Source organism: Halobellus sp. EA9 (genome assembly GCF_051195055.1).
GTDB lineage: Archaea > Halobacteriota > Halobacteria > Halobacteriales > Haloferacaceae > Haloquadratum > Haloquadratum rubicundus.
Map to the genome: position 1 here is coordinate 126441 of NZ_JBNTJW010000006.1, position 15206 is coordinate 141646.

General features: G+C 69.7%; 17 protein-coding genes and 1 tRNA gene. 10 read left to right on the forward strand and 8 right to left on the reverse strand.

Going from position 1 to position 15206, the window contains the following annotated elements; genetic code table 11:
• Positions 1-129 precede the first annotated feature (129 nt).
• On the forward strand, positions 130-753 hold the full coding sequence (locus ACQUQ0_RS09445) for a methyltransferase domain-containing protein (RefSeq protein WP_435184774.1): 624 nt from the start codon (positions 130-132) through the stop codon (positions 751-753).
• Positions 754-808: 55 nt separating this feature from the next.
• Here ACQUQ0_RS09445 and ACQUQ0_RS09450 read toward each other — a convergent pair whose 3' ends face one another.
• Both ACQUQ0_RS09450 and ACQUQ0_RS09455 read right to left on the reverse strand, forming a co-directional pair.
• Positions 809-1300, reverse strand: coding sequence for a type IV pilin (locus ACQUQ0_RS09450; protein ID WP_435184775.1), 492 nt, complete (start codon positions 1298-1300; stop codon positions 809-811).
• 48 nt (positions 1301-1348) lie between these two features.
• Positions 1349-2749 (reverse strand): DUF7094 domain-containing protein, encoded by a 1401-nt coding sequence (locus ACQUQ0_RS09455; protein WP_435184776.1) that lies wholly within the window; start codon positions 2747-2749, stop codon positions 1349-1351.
• A gap of 150 nt (positions 2750-2899) precedes the next feature.
• Between ACQUQ0_RS09455 and ACQUQ0_RS09460 the strand changes: the two genes are divergently transcribed.
• Both ACQUQ0_RS09460 and ACQUQ0_RS09465 read left to right on the forward strand, forming a co-directional pair.
• Positions 2900-4081 (forward strand): helix-turn-helix transcriptional regulator, encoded by a 1182-nt coding sequence (locus tag ACQUQ0_RS09460; RefSeq protein ID WP_435184778.1) that lies wholly within the window; start codon positions 2900-2902, stop codon positions 4079-4081.
• Between the two features lie 90 nt (positions 4082-4171).
• Complete coding sequence (locus ACQUQ0_RS09465) at positions 4172-5014, forward strand: polyprenyl synthetase family protein (protein ID WP_372390793.1); 843 nt, start codon at positions 4172-4174, stop codon at positions 5012-5014.
• A 60-nt stretch (positions 5015-5074) separates the two neighbouring features.
• Here ACQUQ0_RS09465 and ACQUQ0_RS09470 read toward each other — a convergent pair whose 3' ends face one another.
• Complete coding sequence (locus tag ACQUQ0_RS09470) at positions 5075-6202, reverse strand: DUF373 family protein (RefSeq protein WP_435184779.1); 1128 nt, start codon at positions 6200-6202, stop codon at positions 5075-5077.
• A 101-nt stretch (positions 6203-6303) separates the two neighbouring features.
• Here ACQUQ0_RS09470 and ACQUQ0_RS09475 point away from each other — a divergent pair, with 101 nt between their 5' ends.
• Entirely contained in the window at positions 6304-7299 is a 996-nt protein-coding gene (locus tag ACQUQ0_RS09475) for a radical SAM protein (protein WP_435184781.1), read from the forward strand.
• 195 nt (positions 7300-7494) lie between these two features.
• On the opposite strand, the gene ACQUQ0_RS09480 is transcribed toward ACQUQ0_RS09475, so the two are convergent.
• The gene (locus ACQUQ0_RS09480; RefSeq protein WP_435184783.1) at positions 7495-8190 is read right to left on the reverse strand and encodes a hypothetical protein; all 696 of its coding nucleotides are present in this window, start codon (positions 8188-8190) and stop codon (positions 7495-7497) included.
• A 120-nt stretch (positions 8191-8310) separates the two neighbouring features.
• Between ACQUQ0_RS09480 and ACQUQ0_RS09485 the strand changes: the two genes are divergently transcribed.
• Entirely contained in the window at positions 8311-8778 is a 468-nt protein-coding gene (locus tag ACQUQ0_RS09485; protein ID WP_435184784.1) for a TRAM domain-containing protein, read from the forward strand.
• A gap of 135 nt (positions 8779-8913) precedes the next feature.
• Positions 8914-9477, forward strand: coding sequence for a Tfx family DNA-binding protein (locus tag ACQUQ0_RS09490; protein WP_435184785.1), 564 nt, complete (start codon positions 8914-8916; stop codon positions 9475-9477).
• A 38-nt stretch (positions 9478-9515) separates the two neighbouring features.
• Here the strand turns inward: ACQUQ0_RS09490 and ACQUQ0_RS09495 are convergent, their stop codons facing one another.
• Both ACQUQ0_RS09495 and ACQUQ0_RS09500 read right to left on the reverse strand, forming a co-directional pair.
• A complete protein-coding gene (locus tag ACQUQ0_RS09495; protein ID WP_435184787.1) occupies positions 9516-10607 on the reverse strand; it encodes a mannose-1-phosphate guanylyltransferase in 1092 nt (363 codons plus the stop codon).
• Positions 10604-10912 (reverse strand): DUF7091 family protein, encoded by a 309-nt coding sequence (locus ACQUQ0_RS09500; protein WP_435184788.1) that lies wholly within the window; start codon positions 10910-10912, stop codon positions 10604-10606. The genes ACQUQ0_RS09495 and ACQUQ0_RS09500 overlap by 4 nt, the downstream gene beginning before the upstream one ends.
• 168 nt (positions 10913-11080) lie before the next feature.
• On the opposite strand from ACQUQ0_RS09500, the gene ACQUQ0_RS09505 reads away from it, so the two are divergent.
• The 3 genes from ACQUQ0_RS09505 to ACQUQ0_RS09515 all read left to right on the forward strand — a co-directional run bounded on the left by ACQUQ0_RS09505 (position 11081) and on the right by ACQUQ0_RS09515 (position 13160).
• The gene (locus tag ACQUQ0_RS09505; protein ID WP_435184790.1) at positions 11081-12010 is read left to right on the forward strand and encodes a replication factor A; all 930 of its coding nucleotides are present in this window, start codon (positions 11081-11083) and stop codon (positions 12008-12010) included.
• A 1-nt stretch (position 12011) separates the two neighbouring features.
• Positions 12012-12671: an RPA family protein gene (locus tag ACQUQ0_RS09510; RefSeq protein ID WP_435184791.1), complete on the forward strand. Its 660-nt coding sequence runs from the start codon at positions 12012-12014 to the stop codon at positions 12669-12671.
• A gap of 78 nt (positions 12672-12749) precedes the next feature.
• Positions 12750-13160, forward strand: a complete 411-nt coding sequence (locus tag ACQUQ0_RS09515; protein WP_372390814.1) for a ribbon-helix-helix protein, CopG family — start codon at positions 12750-12752, stop codon at positions 13158-13160.
• Between the two features lie 76 nt (positions 13161-13236).
• Here the strand turns inward: ACQUQ0_RS09515 and ACQUQ0_RS09520 are convergent, their stop codons facing one another.
• Complete coding sequence (locus ACQUQ0_RS09520; RefSeq protein WP_435184792.1) at positions 13237-13692, reverse strand: DUF5814 domain-containing protein; 456 nt, start codon at positions 13690-13692, stop codon at positions 13237-13239.
• Positions 13693-13838: 146 nt separating this feature from the next.
• Here ACQUQ0_RS09520 and ACQUQ0_RS09525 point away from each other — a divergent pair.
• Positions 13839-13911: transfer RNA gene (locus ACQUQ0_RS09525), tRNA-His, on the forward strand.
• A gap of 205 nt (positions 13912-14116) precedes the next feature.
• Here ACQUQ0_RS09525 and ddh read toward each other — a convergent pair.
• On the reverse strand, positions 14117-15058 hold the full coding sequence (ddh, locus tag ACQUQ0_RS09530; RefSeq protein WP_435184793.1) for a D-2-hydroxyacid dehydrogenase: 942 nt from the start codon (positions 15056-15058) through the stop codon (positions 14117-14119).
• Between the last annotated feature and the right edge of the window lie 148 nt (positions 15059-15206).

Genomic DNA, 15206 nt, shown 5'->3' on the forward strand with positions numbered 1-15206 from the left:
TATCACCGAAACGTTGCGCAAGCGCCGTATAAGGTGTTTGCGGAACTCCCTGGAGAGCCGACGGCGCGACGGCAACGGCGACGTCTGGGATCCGCAGGGTTATGATCGTCCCGTCCCAAGTCCCGCCCGATGGGTGTCCTCGAAGACAAGGCCAACGCGCGCCTGTTCTACAAGTACCTCTCGAAGGTATACGACCGGATCAACCCCTTCATCTGGAACGCGGAGATGCGCGACGAGGCGCTGGAGTGGTTCGGGCTCGAAGCGGGCGACCGCGTCCTCGACGTCGGCTGCGGGACCGGCTTCGCCACCGAGGGCCTGCTCCGGTACACCGACGACGTCCACGGCCTCGACCAGAGCCGCCACCAGATGGAGAAGGCGTTCGAGAAGTTCGGGACCACAGACCGGGTGCGGTTCTACCGCGGCGACGCCGAACGGCTGCCGTTCGCTGACGACGCCTTCGATGCGGTCTGGTCGTCGGGATCGATCGAGTACTGGCCGAACCCCGTCGACGCCCTGGCGGAGTTCCGCCGCGTCGTGGAGCCCGGCGGCCGCGTCCTCGTCGTCGGCCCCGACTACCCGAACAACCGACTGTTCCAGGAGCTCGCGGACGCGATTATGCTGTTCTACGACGAGAGCGAGGCCCAGCGGATGTTCGAGGAGGCCGGCTTCGTCGACATCGAGCACCACATCCAGCAGGCGTATCCCGGCAGCCCCCGCGCCATCACGACCATCGCGCGAGCGCCCGAGAAGTAATTCTCCCGCTCGCGTCCCCCACTCGCATACTTCCGCTCGTATCCCCGCGTGCAGGTCATACCATTCCGCGGATGCTACCGACGGTCCGTCCCTCGACGACGACGGTCACCGAAACCGTCCGCCCCGGAGCCAGCCCCGGCGCGTTGGTCGACGCCAGTCGGAACGACGCCGACTCCCCCGCCGACCAGACGCCGTCGCCCGCGACGTTGAACGGGCCGGTCGGCCCCGCGCGGAACCCCCGCGCCGCGAAGAACGGCACCGGCGGCTGGTGGCGGAGCTCCCGCCCGTCGACGGCGACGACAAGGCGGAGGTCCGCGACCGAAAGCGACGCGCCGGCCTCGTGGGTGAGCGTGATCGCGTCGCCGTCGAGTCGGAGCGAGAGCGCGATCGGACTCGGGGCGTCGCCGCCGCCCGCGTCCGCCGCGAGATCGACGCCGGCCCCGGCCGCGACGGCGTCCGCACCGGCGGCGACGACGCTGCCGAGGCCGAGGCCGACCAGGAGCAGGAGCACGACACCGACCGCGGGTGCTGAAGCGCGGGCTGTCACGGGGCGTCTTGGCTCGTGATCGGCACTAAAGTCTCGGGCGGTGCTCGGCTACGCGGACGCGTCCGGGGTCGGCGTCGCCGTGCCGTTCCCGCCGCTGTCGTCGATCGCGCCGTAGACGAACGGCGTCGACGTCGGCTCGACCGAGAGGAGCACGACGGAGCTCCCGTCGATGGCCGTCACCTGGTAGGTGCCGGCGGGCGCCATCGTCCACAGCGAGCCGTCGGAGCCGGTCCGGCCGACGACCGAACTCCGGCCGCCCGCGGGTCCGACGGTGATCTGGGCGTCGACGGGCTCGCCGGACGTCGTGCTGTTGAGTTGGAGCCGCACGGGACCGCCCGGGTAGGTGCGGTGTGCCGTCAGGTTCAGCGCGTCCTTCTCGGCCGACACGGGCGCCCGCGTGGTCATCTGATCCAGGGGGCGGTACTGGTACTCCTTGAACACGCGCTTGCTCCCGCTGTCGACGTAGGCCACGAGGCGGCCGCGCTCGTGTTCGATCGTCACGCGCGTGCTGTCGCTGTCGGGGTTGCCGAGCACGTCGTCCCGCAGGCGGATCTCCGCCACCGTCGGGTAGGCCCGTTCGGTGACGTTCACCGCCTCCACGAGCGAGAACGACCCTGAGTCGCCGGTGCGGAGCGGTCCACGGTACGCTTCACGCACGTACGTCCCGTCGCGGATGACGCTGAGAACGACGCTGTTGGGCCCCGACTGGACGAAAAAGCGCGAGGACGCGGCCTCGCCGCGGAGCACGGCGGCGGCGTAGCCGCGGACCGGTCCGGTCAGCGTGTTCAGTTCGAGCTCGATGTTGCCGAAGCGCGAAGCCGAGATGGTGAAGCCGGAGGCCTCCCGAGCGAGCGACTGGAGCCGGGCCCTGCGGTCTTCGAGCTCGCGGGCCTCGGCGTCGATCAGCGCGAGTTCGTACAGCAGTCGCCGCGGCGAGAGGTCCCCGCGGCTGTACGCCGCGACGACTTGTCGCTGCCGCGCGCGGAGCGAGACCACGCGCTGTTCGATCGCGCTGACCGCCTGGAGCAGGTACTGCTGGCGGTTGGCCACGGTATCGGCCGCTTGGATCCGGGCGAGCACGGTCGTCGTCTCCAGCCGCGCGTCGGCCGTGGCCGAGGTGAACGCGAGCCCGCTGCCGAGCTCGACGTACTCGGTTTCGAGGGTGCTCCGGGCCGACGCCGCCGCGGGGATGCCGAGGACGTTGATCACCCGGCGCTCGGCCGCCTCGGCGTCGGCGTCGTCCAACTGGGCGGTGCCGGCGAAGTCCGGCCCGGTCGACGCGGTCGCAGTGGCCGTACCGGCCTCCGGCGCGGGAGAGGCGACCTGCGCTCTCGGCGTCGAAGACGGAGCGACTGCTGGGGCTCTGTCGGCCGCCGAGAGGACGGGCGCGCCCCCGGCCACGGCCGAGAGCGCGAGGAGGAAAGCGAGGGCGAGCGGGACGGCACGCATGTCCGGACCTTCGTCTTCCGATAGTAAAAAACGACGTCATACGGTCGGCCGAGCGGGCGGCGCCGCGCTCGCGTTCGCCGTCGACGGCTCTGGCCCTCACGAGCGGCGTGATGGAAAGCGTTTTGAGCGTTCCACGTGGACTGCCTGCTAATGCGGACACCCGCGCTGTGGTTCGCCCTCCTCCTCGTCTCCGCCGCCGTCGCTCCGGCCCCGGCGCTCGCCGCCGCCGACGACCCGTCGGCGTCGGCCGCCCGGCCGCAGGTGACCGAGGGCGACGGCGCCGTCGCGCGCACGAGCGTGAACATCGCGCTCCGCCCGGACCGAAGCGCGTACTGGCGGATCGAGGTCCGATACGAACTCGAAACCGAAAACGAGACCCGGGGGTTCCGGAAGATCGCCTCGCGGTACGAGTCGGGGACGGCCGACGTGGGCCCGAGCGCCGTCCTCTTCCGGTCGCTCAGCCAGCGAGCGAGCGAGGCGGCCGGGCGGGAGATGACGATCGAGAACGTCACCTACCACAGTTCGCTCGACGCTGAAGCGGGCCGCGGGACGCTCGCGCTGACGTTCGAGTGGACGAACTTCCTCCGGCAGGGCAAAAACGAGACGCTCGTCCTCGACGACGCCTTCCTGCTCCCGACCGCCGAGGCCGACGACCAGCGGACCTGGCTTTCGATCTTCGATCAGAACCAGGAGATCCGGATCAGCCCGCCCGAGGGGTACACCGTCTCGAGCACGAGCATCGCCGTCCAGCAGCGCGAGAGCGCCGTCGTCCTCACCCAACCCTCCGACTTCGAAGGCGAAGAGCGGCTCCGCATCACCTACAGCGCGATCGGCCCCGCCGGACGGCTGCCGCTCGGACTCATCGCGGGCGTGCTCGTCGTCGCCGCGCTCGTCGCCGGCGCGTGGGCGTTCCGCAGCGACGGACGGGTGCCGCTCCTCGGGTCGCTGTTCGGAGCCGCAGACGAGGAGTCGATCGCGGCCGACCCCGGCGGACCCGTCACCGAGGAGGGGCCGGACGTCGACGAGCACGCCGAGGGGGTCGAAGGCGAGGGCGACGCCGACGGCGATGGGGACGGCGACGAAGCCGGCGTCGATCTCTCGCTGCTCTCCGACGAGGAGCGCGTCGAGCGCCTGTTGGAGCAGAACGGCGGGCGGATGAAGCAGGCCACGATCGTCGACGAGACCGGCTGGTCGGACGCGAAGGTCTCGCAGTTGCTGTCGACGATGGCCGACGAGGGGCGAGTCGACAAGCTCCGGCTCGGCCGCGAGAACCTGATCTCGCTTCCGGACGACGAGGCGGGCGTCGACGACGGCGCCGACGAGGGTCAGTGAGGTAGGTCGGGACGGGACGAGGCGGGGCGGTCCGCCGTCGGCTTTTCGCTTCCGGAACCTCTTTTGCCGCGCCATCCTCAGCGACGGGTAATGGAGTACCTGGAGCGTCGGGTGTCGATGGTCGAAGAGCGCCTCGAGGAGGTCGTCGAGGCAGTCGACCCCCCGGAGCTGTCCGACGAGGTCGCACACGTCGCGCTGGCGGGCGGCAAGCGCGTCCGCCCCGCCGTGACGGTACTCACGTGCGAGGCCTGCGGCGGCGACCCCGCGGACGCGGTCGACTTCGCGGTCGCGGTCGAGTTGGTCCACAACGCGTCGCTCGTCATCGACGACATCATCGACCGCTCGGACGTCCGCCGGGGGACGGCGAGCGCGTGGGCGGAGTACGGATACGGCCCGGCGATCATCGCCTCAGACGGCCTCCTCGGCGAGGCCTTCGCGCTGCTCTCGGCGAACGACCACGCGACCCAGATCGTCGCCGAGGCGATGGTCGAACTGGGCGAGGGCGAGGCCACCGAACTCGTCGCGCGGCCGACGAACGAGCACGAGTATATGGAGCTCGCGCGCCGGAAGACGGGCGCGCTGTTCCGCGCGGCGGCCGAGCTCGGCGCCGTCGCCGGCGACGCCGACCCCTTCACCGTCGAGGCGTTCGGGGAGTACGCCGAGCGGGTCGGCGTCGCGTTCCAGATCCGCGACGACGTGCTCGACGCGACGGCCGACGCAGAGGAACTGGGCAAGCCGACCGGCCAGGACGCCGAGATGGACCGGCCGTCGCTGGTGCAGGTCACGAAGCTCTCCGCCGAGGAGGCGAACGAGCGGGCCCACGACCAGTCCGAGCAGGCGCTCGACGCGCTGGAGGCCTCGAACGTCGGCGACAGCGAACCGCTCGGCTACCTGCAGGATCTGGCCGAGTTCGTCGTCGTCCGCGAGCGGTAAGCGAATCGGAATCGACGCCGACGGCTCAGCGAAACGGCGCGGAGGTCGCCGCCGTCGGCACTACCCCTTCGTCGCGTCCGCGGCCGTCGGGAACCGCGACTCCGCGATCGCGAACGCCAGCGTGCTGAACACGCCCAACAGCGTCCCGACCGTGAGCCCGATCGCCAGCTGCGTCATCGTGAACGACTGCACCCCCGCGGCGTCCGGCGGGAGGAAGAAGCCCGAGACGACGTAGAGCACGACCGCGATGGCGACGACGTAGAAGGGCGCGTTCAGGTAGCGCCACTTGAACCGATCCGAGAGGTACTCGTCGGTCACCTGCCCCAGGCTGGAGGTGACGCCCGCGGCCGCGAACCACTGGACTGCACCGTGGACGAGCGCCGCGAGCACGATCGGCGGCGTCGGGTCGGCGACGGTCGCGCGTACGATCTCGAAGAGCGCGTAGCCCCGGAAGCCGCCGACGACGAGCAGGGCCGCGGCGGCGACGTAGGTGATGAGCGTGACCCGGCCCTCGTAGAGGACTTCCCGGATCCGGTTTGCGGTGTCGTCGACGGCGTCCTCCAGGCCGAGCCCGCGGAAGAGGGTGTACAGACCCAAGAGCGCCGAGATGACGCCGAGGACGACCGCGCCGGGGACGTCGAAGAGGCTCGCGATCGTGACGAACGGGTAGATGAGAAGCAAGATTCCGAGCGGGACCAGAATCGTCCCGCGGGTCTCCGGGTCGGCGAGGACCTGCTTCATCGTGTAGTACATCGACTCCAGGTCCTGCGCCTGGCGGACGACGACGCGGCGCACGCTGTCGATGGGGACCCGCGAGCGGACGATCGGCAGCACCGACTCGTCCTGAGCGCCGTCTGTGATGACGATGGCGCTCACGTTCTCGCCGGTCGAGAGGCCCGCGAGCACGCGGTCGATCTCCTCGCCGATCGCGCGGTTGGCCTTCACGTCGCCGCCCTGGGTCCCCGTGACCGCCGCGACCGCGACCTCCTCGTCGACCTCGGGGTCCTCCTCAAGCCCGTCGTACTCGTGGATCCCCTGGAAGAGGACGTTGACGTCGGAGTCCTCCGGGTCCGCTGTCGCGAGCGCGACGGCGGCCGACTCGACGGCCTCCCGGCCGACGACGGGGGTGTCGAGCCCCGTCTTCCGGCCGAGGTCGTCGTCGAGGTCGACACAGAGGACCAGCAGCATCCATCGAGCATATGCAATCGGAGTATATCTGTTTTCGGGACCGGCGGCTCCGCGTCCCACATAGCACGACTTTTGAGGCTCCGACAGGTACGGTAGGTCGAATGATCTCGAAGGGCTGTGAGCAGTGCGCGAAGGGGGGCAAGATGGTGCTCTTCGTCTACGGGTACTGCGATCAGCGCGACTGCTTTTACTGCCCGCTCGGCGAGAACCGCAAGAACGTCACAGACGTCTACGCCAACGAACGCCTCGTCGAGTCCGACGAGGACGTGATCGAGGAGGCGAAACGGATGGACGCCCTGGGAACCTCGATCACCGGCGGCGAGCCCCAGGAGGCGATGGCGAAGACGACGCGGTACCTCTCGCTTTTGAAAGACGAGTTCGGCGAGGACCACCACACGCACCTCTACACCGGCATCACCGGCGGCCGGGAGAATATGCGCCGCCTCTCGGAGGCGGGCCTCGACGAGATCCGGTTCCACCCGCCGTACGAGCTGTGGGGTGACCTCCACGGGACCGAGTGGGAGGACATCCTCTACATCGCCCGCGAGGAAGGGCTCACGCCCGCGTTCGAGATCCCCGGCATCCGCGCCGAGGAGGAGTTTCTGGAGTTCCTCGACGAGGGCGCCGCGGAGTTCTGCAACATCAACGAGTTCGAGATGAGCGACGGCAACTACCGCCGGATGCAAGAGCAGGGCTACGAACTCCAGGAGAACCATATGTCCGCCGTCGACGGCTCGAAGGAGGAGATCCTGGAGACGATGGGCGACCACGAGCGCGTCTACTTCTGTACCTCCGTGTTCAAAGACGCCGCCCAGCACCGGAACCGCCTCAAGCGGATGGCCCGGAACATCCGGCGGCCGTTCGACGAAGTGACGGACGACGGGACGCTCGTCTACGGGAAGACCTGGATCTCGCCGGAGGACCTCGACGCCCTCGGCGTGCCCGAGGAGTTCTACACCATCAAGTCCGACCACGTCGAGGTGGCGTGGTGGCTCCTCGAAGAGATGATCGAGGAGGGCGACGTGCCCGAGGGCGAGATCGTCGAGCAGTATCCGACCGTCGAGGGGACGGTCGTCGAGCGAACGCCGCTGGCGTAGTCTCGCGAGCGCGAGAGCGAGAGCGGCCGAGCCGGCAGGCGAGGCTTTTGGTCCACCGTGAACGCGGGGCGCCTCACGAGCCTCGCTTCGCTACGCTCAGCGAGACAGGTTTTGCCGAGCGAGCGTCGCGAGCGCAGCGCAAAAGCTGGGAGCGGGACGGTCGTCGAGCGAACGCCGCTGGCGTAGGTCGATTTTTCATCGCGATCTGACGGACCGCCCGTCCGATTCCCGCGTCAGCGCCGCGTAGAGGCTCGGGACCAGCGCGATCGCGGTCCCGACGAGCAGCCAGTCGGCCAGCGGACCGCCGCGAGCGACGCCGGCGGCGACGATCCCGAGACCGAGGAGCGCGCCGCCCGCGGCCGCTCGCCGCTTCGTCCGCGCCGCGAACGCGACGCCGCGGGCCGTGCCGTAGAGCGCGGCGCCGAGTCCGGCGGCGATGCCGACCGCAGTACCGACGTACGGCGCACCGATGGCGAGTCCCGCGACGACGAGCGCGGTCCCGACGGTGCCGCCGGCAAACACCGTCGCCGTCGGGGAGAGCGGATTGACGTCCGCGCCGTAGCGAGTGGCGTAGCCCGCGGGCGGCGCGGCGAGGAGCGCGGCGACCGAGAGCGCGAAGAGGGCGCCCCGCGGAGTCGGGTCGTCAAGGAGCACGCCGACCGCACCCGCGGCGGCGACGGCGAAGCCGAGCGCGAGCACCGGCCGGGGGCGGATCGTCGCCGCGGGGTCGTCGTCGCGGAGGACCCCGAAGGCGACGAACGGGTAGGAGACGCCGGCCGTGACGACGACGGTCGCATAGAGGCTCCACCCGAGGGCGACGCCCGAGACGAGCGCGGAGAGCCCGAGGAAGACGCCGGTGACGACTGCGAACTCGGGGACGCGGCGGCTCATACGAGGGCTGGGAACGAGACGGCCGAAAACGTTGCGGTGGGCGGGCAGTCCCGACACCGGGACGGCGCTCGGGGGTGGGGACCCGCAAGCGTTTAGACAGGCCGTGGAGTACGTCACGCTATGTCCGACTGTCCGCTGGCCGACGACTGCCCCCGGTACTCCGAGCGGATCGACGGGATGGGGTGTCAGTACTACGGCGACCGGGGCGGTGCCGAATGGTGTAACAACTACGACCAGCCGATCCGCGACCTGAAGGCCCAGCCGGTCAAGCCGGGCCAGGAGATCGTCGTCGAGGTCGACGACATCCACGAGAGCGGGGCCGGCGTCGGCCGGACCGACGACGGCTTCATCGTCCTCATCGACGGGATCCTCCCGCCGGCGCGCGCGGTGGTCCGGATCGACCGAGTGAAGTCGAACCACGCGACCGCCAAGAAGGTCGTCGAGCGGCTCCCACTTGACGAGGACGAAGCCGACGAGAGCGACACCGACGAGTCCGCAGACGAGGGGAGCGAGTCCGACGACGGCGGGAGCAGCGGCCCCGATCGCCCGACTGCGCTCGGCAGCCGGGACAACTTCTGGGGCGGATAGCCCGCCCGCGGCGGCGGCGCGAACGGCACGGACAGTCGCGGTATTCCGGGTTTTTGCTCCGATTCCTCCTGCGAAGCGGCGGTACCGCGGCCGCGCTTCTGTATCTTTTTTGCGCGCGGGGCGCTACGGGCGCGTATGGACGACGCCGAGCGCGACGGTGGCGACAGCGCGGACGGGTCGGGAACCGGAGACGGCGGGAGCGAGGACGCCGCCGGGAGCGACACGCCCGGGCTGGCGTCGGCGGCCGACGTCGACGAGATCCTCGCCGAAACCGGCTTCGACGCCGACGAGAGCGTCCTGACGCGGCGGCAGGCCGAGGTGCTCGTCCTGCGCGAGCAGGGCGTCCGGCAGTCCGAGATCGCCTCGATGCTCGGGACGTCGCGGGCGAACGTCTCCAGCGTGGAGTCGAGCGCGCGCCGGAACGTCGAGCGGGCGCGCGAGACCGTCGCGTTCGCGGAGGCGCTCGCCGCCCCGGTCCGGATCACCGTCGAGGCGGGCGCCGACCTCTACGACGTCCCGAAACAGGTCTACGACGCCTGCGACGAGGCGGGCGTGAAAGTGAACCGGACCGCGCCGGAGTTGATGAAAGCCATCTCCGACGCCGCCGGCGACGCCGTTCAGGGGCGGGAGGTCCGCGAGCCCCTGCTCGTCGGCGTGACGACTGGCGGGCGCGTGCAGGTGCGGCGGTCGTCGGACTGATCGGACCGTCCGCTCCGCGTCGCTCCTGCGAGCCCGCCTCAGAACTCCCCGCGGTCTTCGAGGTCCCGGACGAGGCGCTTGACGTCCTGCGCCCGCTCTTTGGGCACGACGAGCACGCGGTCGTCCCACGCCACGACGGCCAGTCCCGAGACGCCGACGAGCGACACGTGCGCGCCGTCGGCGGCGACGACGTTGTCCGCGGCGTCGAGCGAACGGACGGAGACGTCGCCGGCCGCGACGGTGCCGTCCGCGTCGGGCTCGACCACGCGCTCTAGGGCGTCCCAGGACCCGACGTCGTCCCAGCGGAAGGAGACGGGGACGACCGCGACGTCGTCGGCGACCTCGAAGATCGCGTAGTCGACGCTCACCGGGTCGGCGGAGTCGAACGCCGCTCGGACGTCGGGATCGACGGCGTCGGCCGCGAGACCGGCGGGCAGATCCGCCGTGCGGAGCGCGTCGTAGAGCTCGGAAATCGGCGAGGTCGCGGCCGCCCCGAGGAAGACCTCGGGGCGCCACGCGAACAGCCCGGCGTTCCAGTAGTGGCCGGCCGCGACGTACGACTCGGCGGTGTCGGCGTCGGGCTTCTCGTGGAACGACCGGACCGGCGCCCAGTCCGCGTCCGGGCCGTCGGCGTCGGCGTCCGCGTCGGGCTCGATGTAGCCGTAGCCGGTCTCCGGGCGGGTCGGCTCGACGCCGAACGTAACGAGGCGATCCGTCGCGGCGGCGACGTTGACGCCGCGGCCGACCGCCTCGGCGAAGCCTTCGCCGACGAAGTGGTCGCTCGGCAGCGCCAGGACCACGCAGTCGTCGTAGGCGACGTCGATCCGGGCCGTCGCGTAGAGCAGCGCCGGGGCGGTGTCGCGGCCCGCGGGCTCGACGAGCACGTCGGCGTCGGGAGCGCGCTCGCGGACCCCCTCGGCGTACGACTCGCGCGTGACCACGACGACCTCTTCTGCGACCTCGCGGGCGCGGGAGACGGTCCGCTCCAGCAGCGACGCCTCGCCGAGGAGCTGGAGGAACTGCTTCGGGCGATCGGCGCGACTCGCCGGGTAGAGCCGAGACCCCGTGCCGCCGGCGAGGACGACCGCGACGACTGGCCGCTCGGTCTCGGTGTGGGTCGACTCGCTCATCCCCACGTCTCCACGATCCCGTCGCGGACGTCCTGTGCGCACCCCTCGCAATCGGGGTGGTCCGCCTCGAAGCACGACGGCCGGCCCTCGCTGTCGACGTCGACGACTCGGCGGTCGGCGTGGCGGCGACAGACGATGCGGACGCGACCCTCGTCGTCGCGCGGGAGGGCGCCGGCGGCGTCGGCGCCGGCCGCCTGCCCCTCGGAGTCCTCGCGACCTTCCTGGTATGCGTCGCGGGCGCGGGCGTACTGCCGCCCGGCCTCGCGGAACTTCTCTCGCAGGAGCCGTTCGAGGCGGTCGCTCATCGGTCACAGGTCGAACTGCGACCGGTATAGGTCCGTTGGTGGCGGCGCGATCGCGGGCTGTGAGCGGCCGGATTTCCACTTTCACTCCGGTCACGACAGTTTATTACCGATTGGGAACCAACCGTCGTGTGCCTCCCAACGAAAACCAAGGTGGAGGCGATTGCAACCATGTCAGACCTGCGAACACACGCAGCGGAGATAGCCGAACAGTTCTCGGACCACTTGGACGTCGACCAGTCGGACGTCGAAGAGCGCCTGGAGACGCTCGTAAACGAGTACCGCGTGCCCGTCGAGGAGGCGCGGCGCTCGGTCGAAAACAGCTACCTCGAAGAGGCCGGGCTCGAACGCGACGAGATCGGCCAGGGCGGCAACGACGAGGTCCGACTGACCGACATCGACGAGGACGAGCAGTGGATCGACGTGACCGCGAAGGTCGTCGAGCTCTGGGAGCCCAGAAGCGAGTCGGTCGCCCAGGTCGGCCTGCTCGGCGACGAGTCCGGCCGGACGAAGTTCGTCGCCTTCGAGACCTCCGACCTACCGGAGCTCGAAGAGGGCGCGGTCTACCGCCTCGGGAACGTCGTCACCGACGAGTACCAGGGCAACTTTTCGGTGAAGCTCAACAAGACCACGACCATCGAGAAGCTCGATACGGACATCGAGGTCGGCGACGACGCCGTCACCGTCGAGGGCGCGCTCGTGGACATCCAGTCCGGGAGCGGCCTGATCAAGCGATGCCCCGAGGAGGGCTGCACGCGCGTCCTCCAGAACGGGCGCTGCTCCGAGCACGGCGACGTCGAAGGCGAGTTCGACCTGCGGATCAAGGGCGTCCTCGACGACGGCGAGACGGTCCACGAGGTCATCTTCGGCCGCGAGGTCACAGAAGACCTCACCGGGATCGAGTTGGACGAAGCCCAGCAGATGGCGATGGACGCCCTCGACACCACCGTCGTCGTCGACGAGATGCGCGAGGACCTGGTCGGGACGTACTACCGCGTCTCCGGCCCGGAGCTCGGGCGCTACGTCCTCGCCGACGAGGTCGAGCGGCTCACCGAACCGGCGGACCCGGAAGCGGTCCTGATCAAAGCGAGGTCGATCTGAAATGAGTGCCAACGAGATTCCCTCCCGCGAAGTCGCCCGGCGTGTGTTCGCAGACGAGTTCAACGACGCCGCCTTCACCTTCAAAGAGTCCGACGACGACCGCGCGCCGGTCTACCTGCTGCTCCCGACGGGGGCGAAGGCCAACCGCGTGTTCTTCGTCGGCACGCTGACCGAGAAAGACGACGTCGGCGAGGACAACGAGTACTGGCGCGGCCGCATCGTCGACCCGACGGGGACGTTCTTCGTCTACGCGGGCCAGTATCAGCCCGAGGCCGCGAGCACGCTCCGGGACCTCGAACCGCCCGCCTACGTCGCCGTCGTGGGCAAGCCGCGGACCTACGAGACCGACGACGGCTCGGTCAACGTCTCCGTCAGACCGGAGTCGATCCAGATCGTCGACGCCGCGACCCGGGACCGCTGGGTCGTCGAGACCGCCGAGCGGACGCTCGATCGCATCGACGCCTTCGACGAGGAGGGCAACGAGTACGCGCGGATGGCCCGCGAGGAGTACGACCTCCCGATCGATCGATACAAGGAATCGACCGTCTCGGCGCTGGAGGGCCTCGAAGAGTCCGACGGCGACGAGCTCGGCCTCGGCGACAGCGGTCCCGCGGACGCGGGCGGGAACGAGCCGGACGCGGACCTCCAGCCCGAGCCGTAGCCCGCCGCCGGCGGCCGCCCTTTTATGCTGTCTGACGAAGCATTAAGTGGGTAGGACGACGAACTGGGGAACGAGCTAATGGGCAACAAAAACAAGACCATCTCGTTCCGCGTCAACGAGGACGCGTTCGAGACGCTCCGAGAGATCGCCGAGGAGCGCGACATTTCCCTGTCGGCGGTCTTCCGCGACTACGTCGACACGCTCGTTGCCCACGACGGCCAGGTCCAGGTCGTCCCCGAACACGAACTCGAACAGCTCCGAAACGGCGACGAGGAGAGCTTCCCGCCGAAAGTCAAGGTGCCGAAGAGCTTCGTTCGGGAGCACGAGCGCCTCGAACTGGAGGCCGATCACCTCCGCGAGCAGCTCGAAGAGCACAAGCGGTACGTGAACTACCTCCGCGAGCAGCTCGAAGACGAGAACGAGGAGGTCATCCAGCTCGAAGACCTCGACGGCAGCGAGGCGGATGAGCCCTCCTTTCGACTTGGATAGCCTCGGCATCGACCTCGATCGGCCGCCGTCGCGCGACCGCCTGCGGGACGACTCGCCCTGAGCGCCGTCGCGGAGCCTAGCCGGAGAGCGCCTTCCGAGCCTTCCGCATCTTCGCTTCCATCTCGTCGTCGCCGTCGACCTCGGCGAGCGTCTCGGCCGCCTCAAGCGTCCGCACGGCGCTGTCGAGGAACGAGAGGACGTCGCCGGGGTAGGCGTACAGCATATACTCGTCGCTCATCACGTCGACGATGGCGTCGGGGCCGAGCCCCTGCGCGCGGAGCTCCAGGAGGTACCGCACGAACTGCCGCTCGGGGTAGCCGGTGTAGAGGTCGTCCGGGTTCTCCGGGTCGAGGAAGTCCTCCGCGAAGTCGAGCAGCCGGTCGCGGGTGGCGTCGTCGAGCTTCGCGAGGCCCTCCCCGGAGTAGAGGACGTCCATCGTCGCCCCCGAGAACGCCCCCTTCGGGATGTTGACGTCGAGCTGGGAGACGATCTGGCGGTGGTTCTTCAGGTAGACTTTGTCCGTGATGGCCACGGTTGGCCGTCCGTAGCGCGCTGTGGCTCAAAAGTCTCGCGGTGGGACTCGGCGAGCGCGCCGTCGAGCGGATCGTGTGAGACCGGCCCACTCCACCCGAGAGTCGTAACGTATTTGGCTTCGACCGGGATACCTGAAGGTGCGTGTCCGGGTTAGGGTAGTGGACTATCCTTCAGCCTTGTGGAGGCTGAGACGCGGGTTCAATTCTCGCACCCGGACCTTCTGTCTACGAACGAAGTGAGTAGACGAATGTCCGCACGGAGAAATCAACCCTATCAGTCGCGCGCAGCGAACGCAGTGAGCGAGCACGTCTGATTTCGGTTCAATTCTCGCACCCGGACCTTCTGCGATACACTGCGCCCGCGAGCGGCCGCTCCGTCGAGAGCGACGCGAGCGAACCGTCCGCCACGGACGTCCGAGGCGCTCACACCACCTGATTCGCGAGCGAGTCGCCGTCGCGAATCCGCGTGAGGTTCTCCCGAATCAGGGCGGCCACGCGCCCGGCGTAGTCCCGCGTCGCGCCGGCGGCGTGGGGCGTCACGATCACGTTCTCCAGCTCCCACAGCGGCGTGTCGTCGGGGAGGGGCTCCTCCTCGAAGACGTCCAGCGCCGCGCCCGCGATCTCGCCGGCCTCCAGCGCGTCCACGAGGGCGTCCTGATCGACCACGCCGCCGCGCGCGACGTTGACGAGGTAGGCGTCGTCGCGCATCGCTGCGAGTTCGTCGGCGCCGACGAGGTCGCGCGTCCGTTCGGAGAGCGGGACCGTCAGGACCACGAAGCGCGCGTCCGCGACGGCCTCGGTGAGCGCGTCCGGCGTGTAGAGGTCGTCGACCGAGGGGATCGGCGTCGGCGTCCGGCGCACGCCCGCGACGTCCATCCCGACGCCCTGCGCGCGCGAGGTGACGCCCTGGCCGAGCGTCCCGAGGCCGACGACACAGACGGTCTCTCCCGACAGCGTGAACGTCTCGTGCCAGTCTGGGTAGCGCCACGTCCGCTCGGGCTCGTTGTCGCGGTAGACGTGGAGCCGGCGGGCGAACTGGAGCAGATAGCCCAGGACCGTGTCGCCGACGGCGTCGCCGTGGACGCCGCTGCTGTTCGTGAGCCGGATTCCCGCCCGCTCCAGGTCGTCGAGCGGGAAGGCGTCGACGCCCGCGAGGACGCAGTGGATCCACTGGAGGTCCGCGTCGAGGAACGCCTCGCTGTAGGTGAACGTCACCACGCCGTCGAGGCCGTCGGTGTCGGCGTCGCCGTCCATCTCCTCGACGACGACGACGGGGACGTCGCCGAGTTCCTCGCGCAGCTTCGACGGGGGAAAGAGCTCCGATACCGAGGGGTGGATCCCGAGTACGAGTCTGTCCTCTGACATACGTTGTCCGTGCGCGTAGCGGTACAAAAACCCACCGCGCAGTCGTGCGGATGCCGCTACGGTTCGAGGAATTAGATCGGACTGAGAGACACTGGCACGCGCCATTTCCGGCGACTCGGGAATCAGATGTCCGTTATATGCGCTCTGC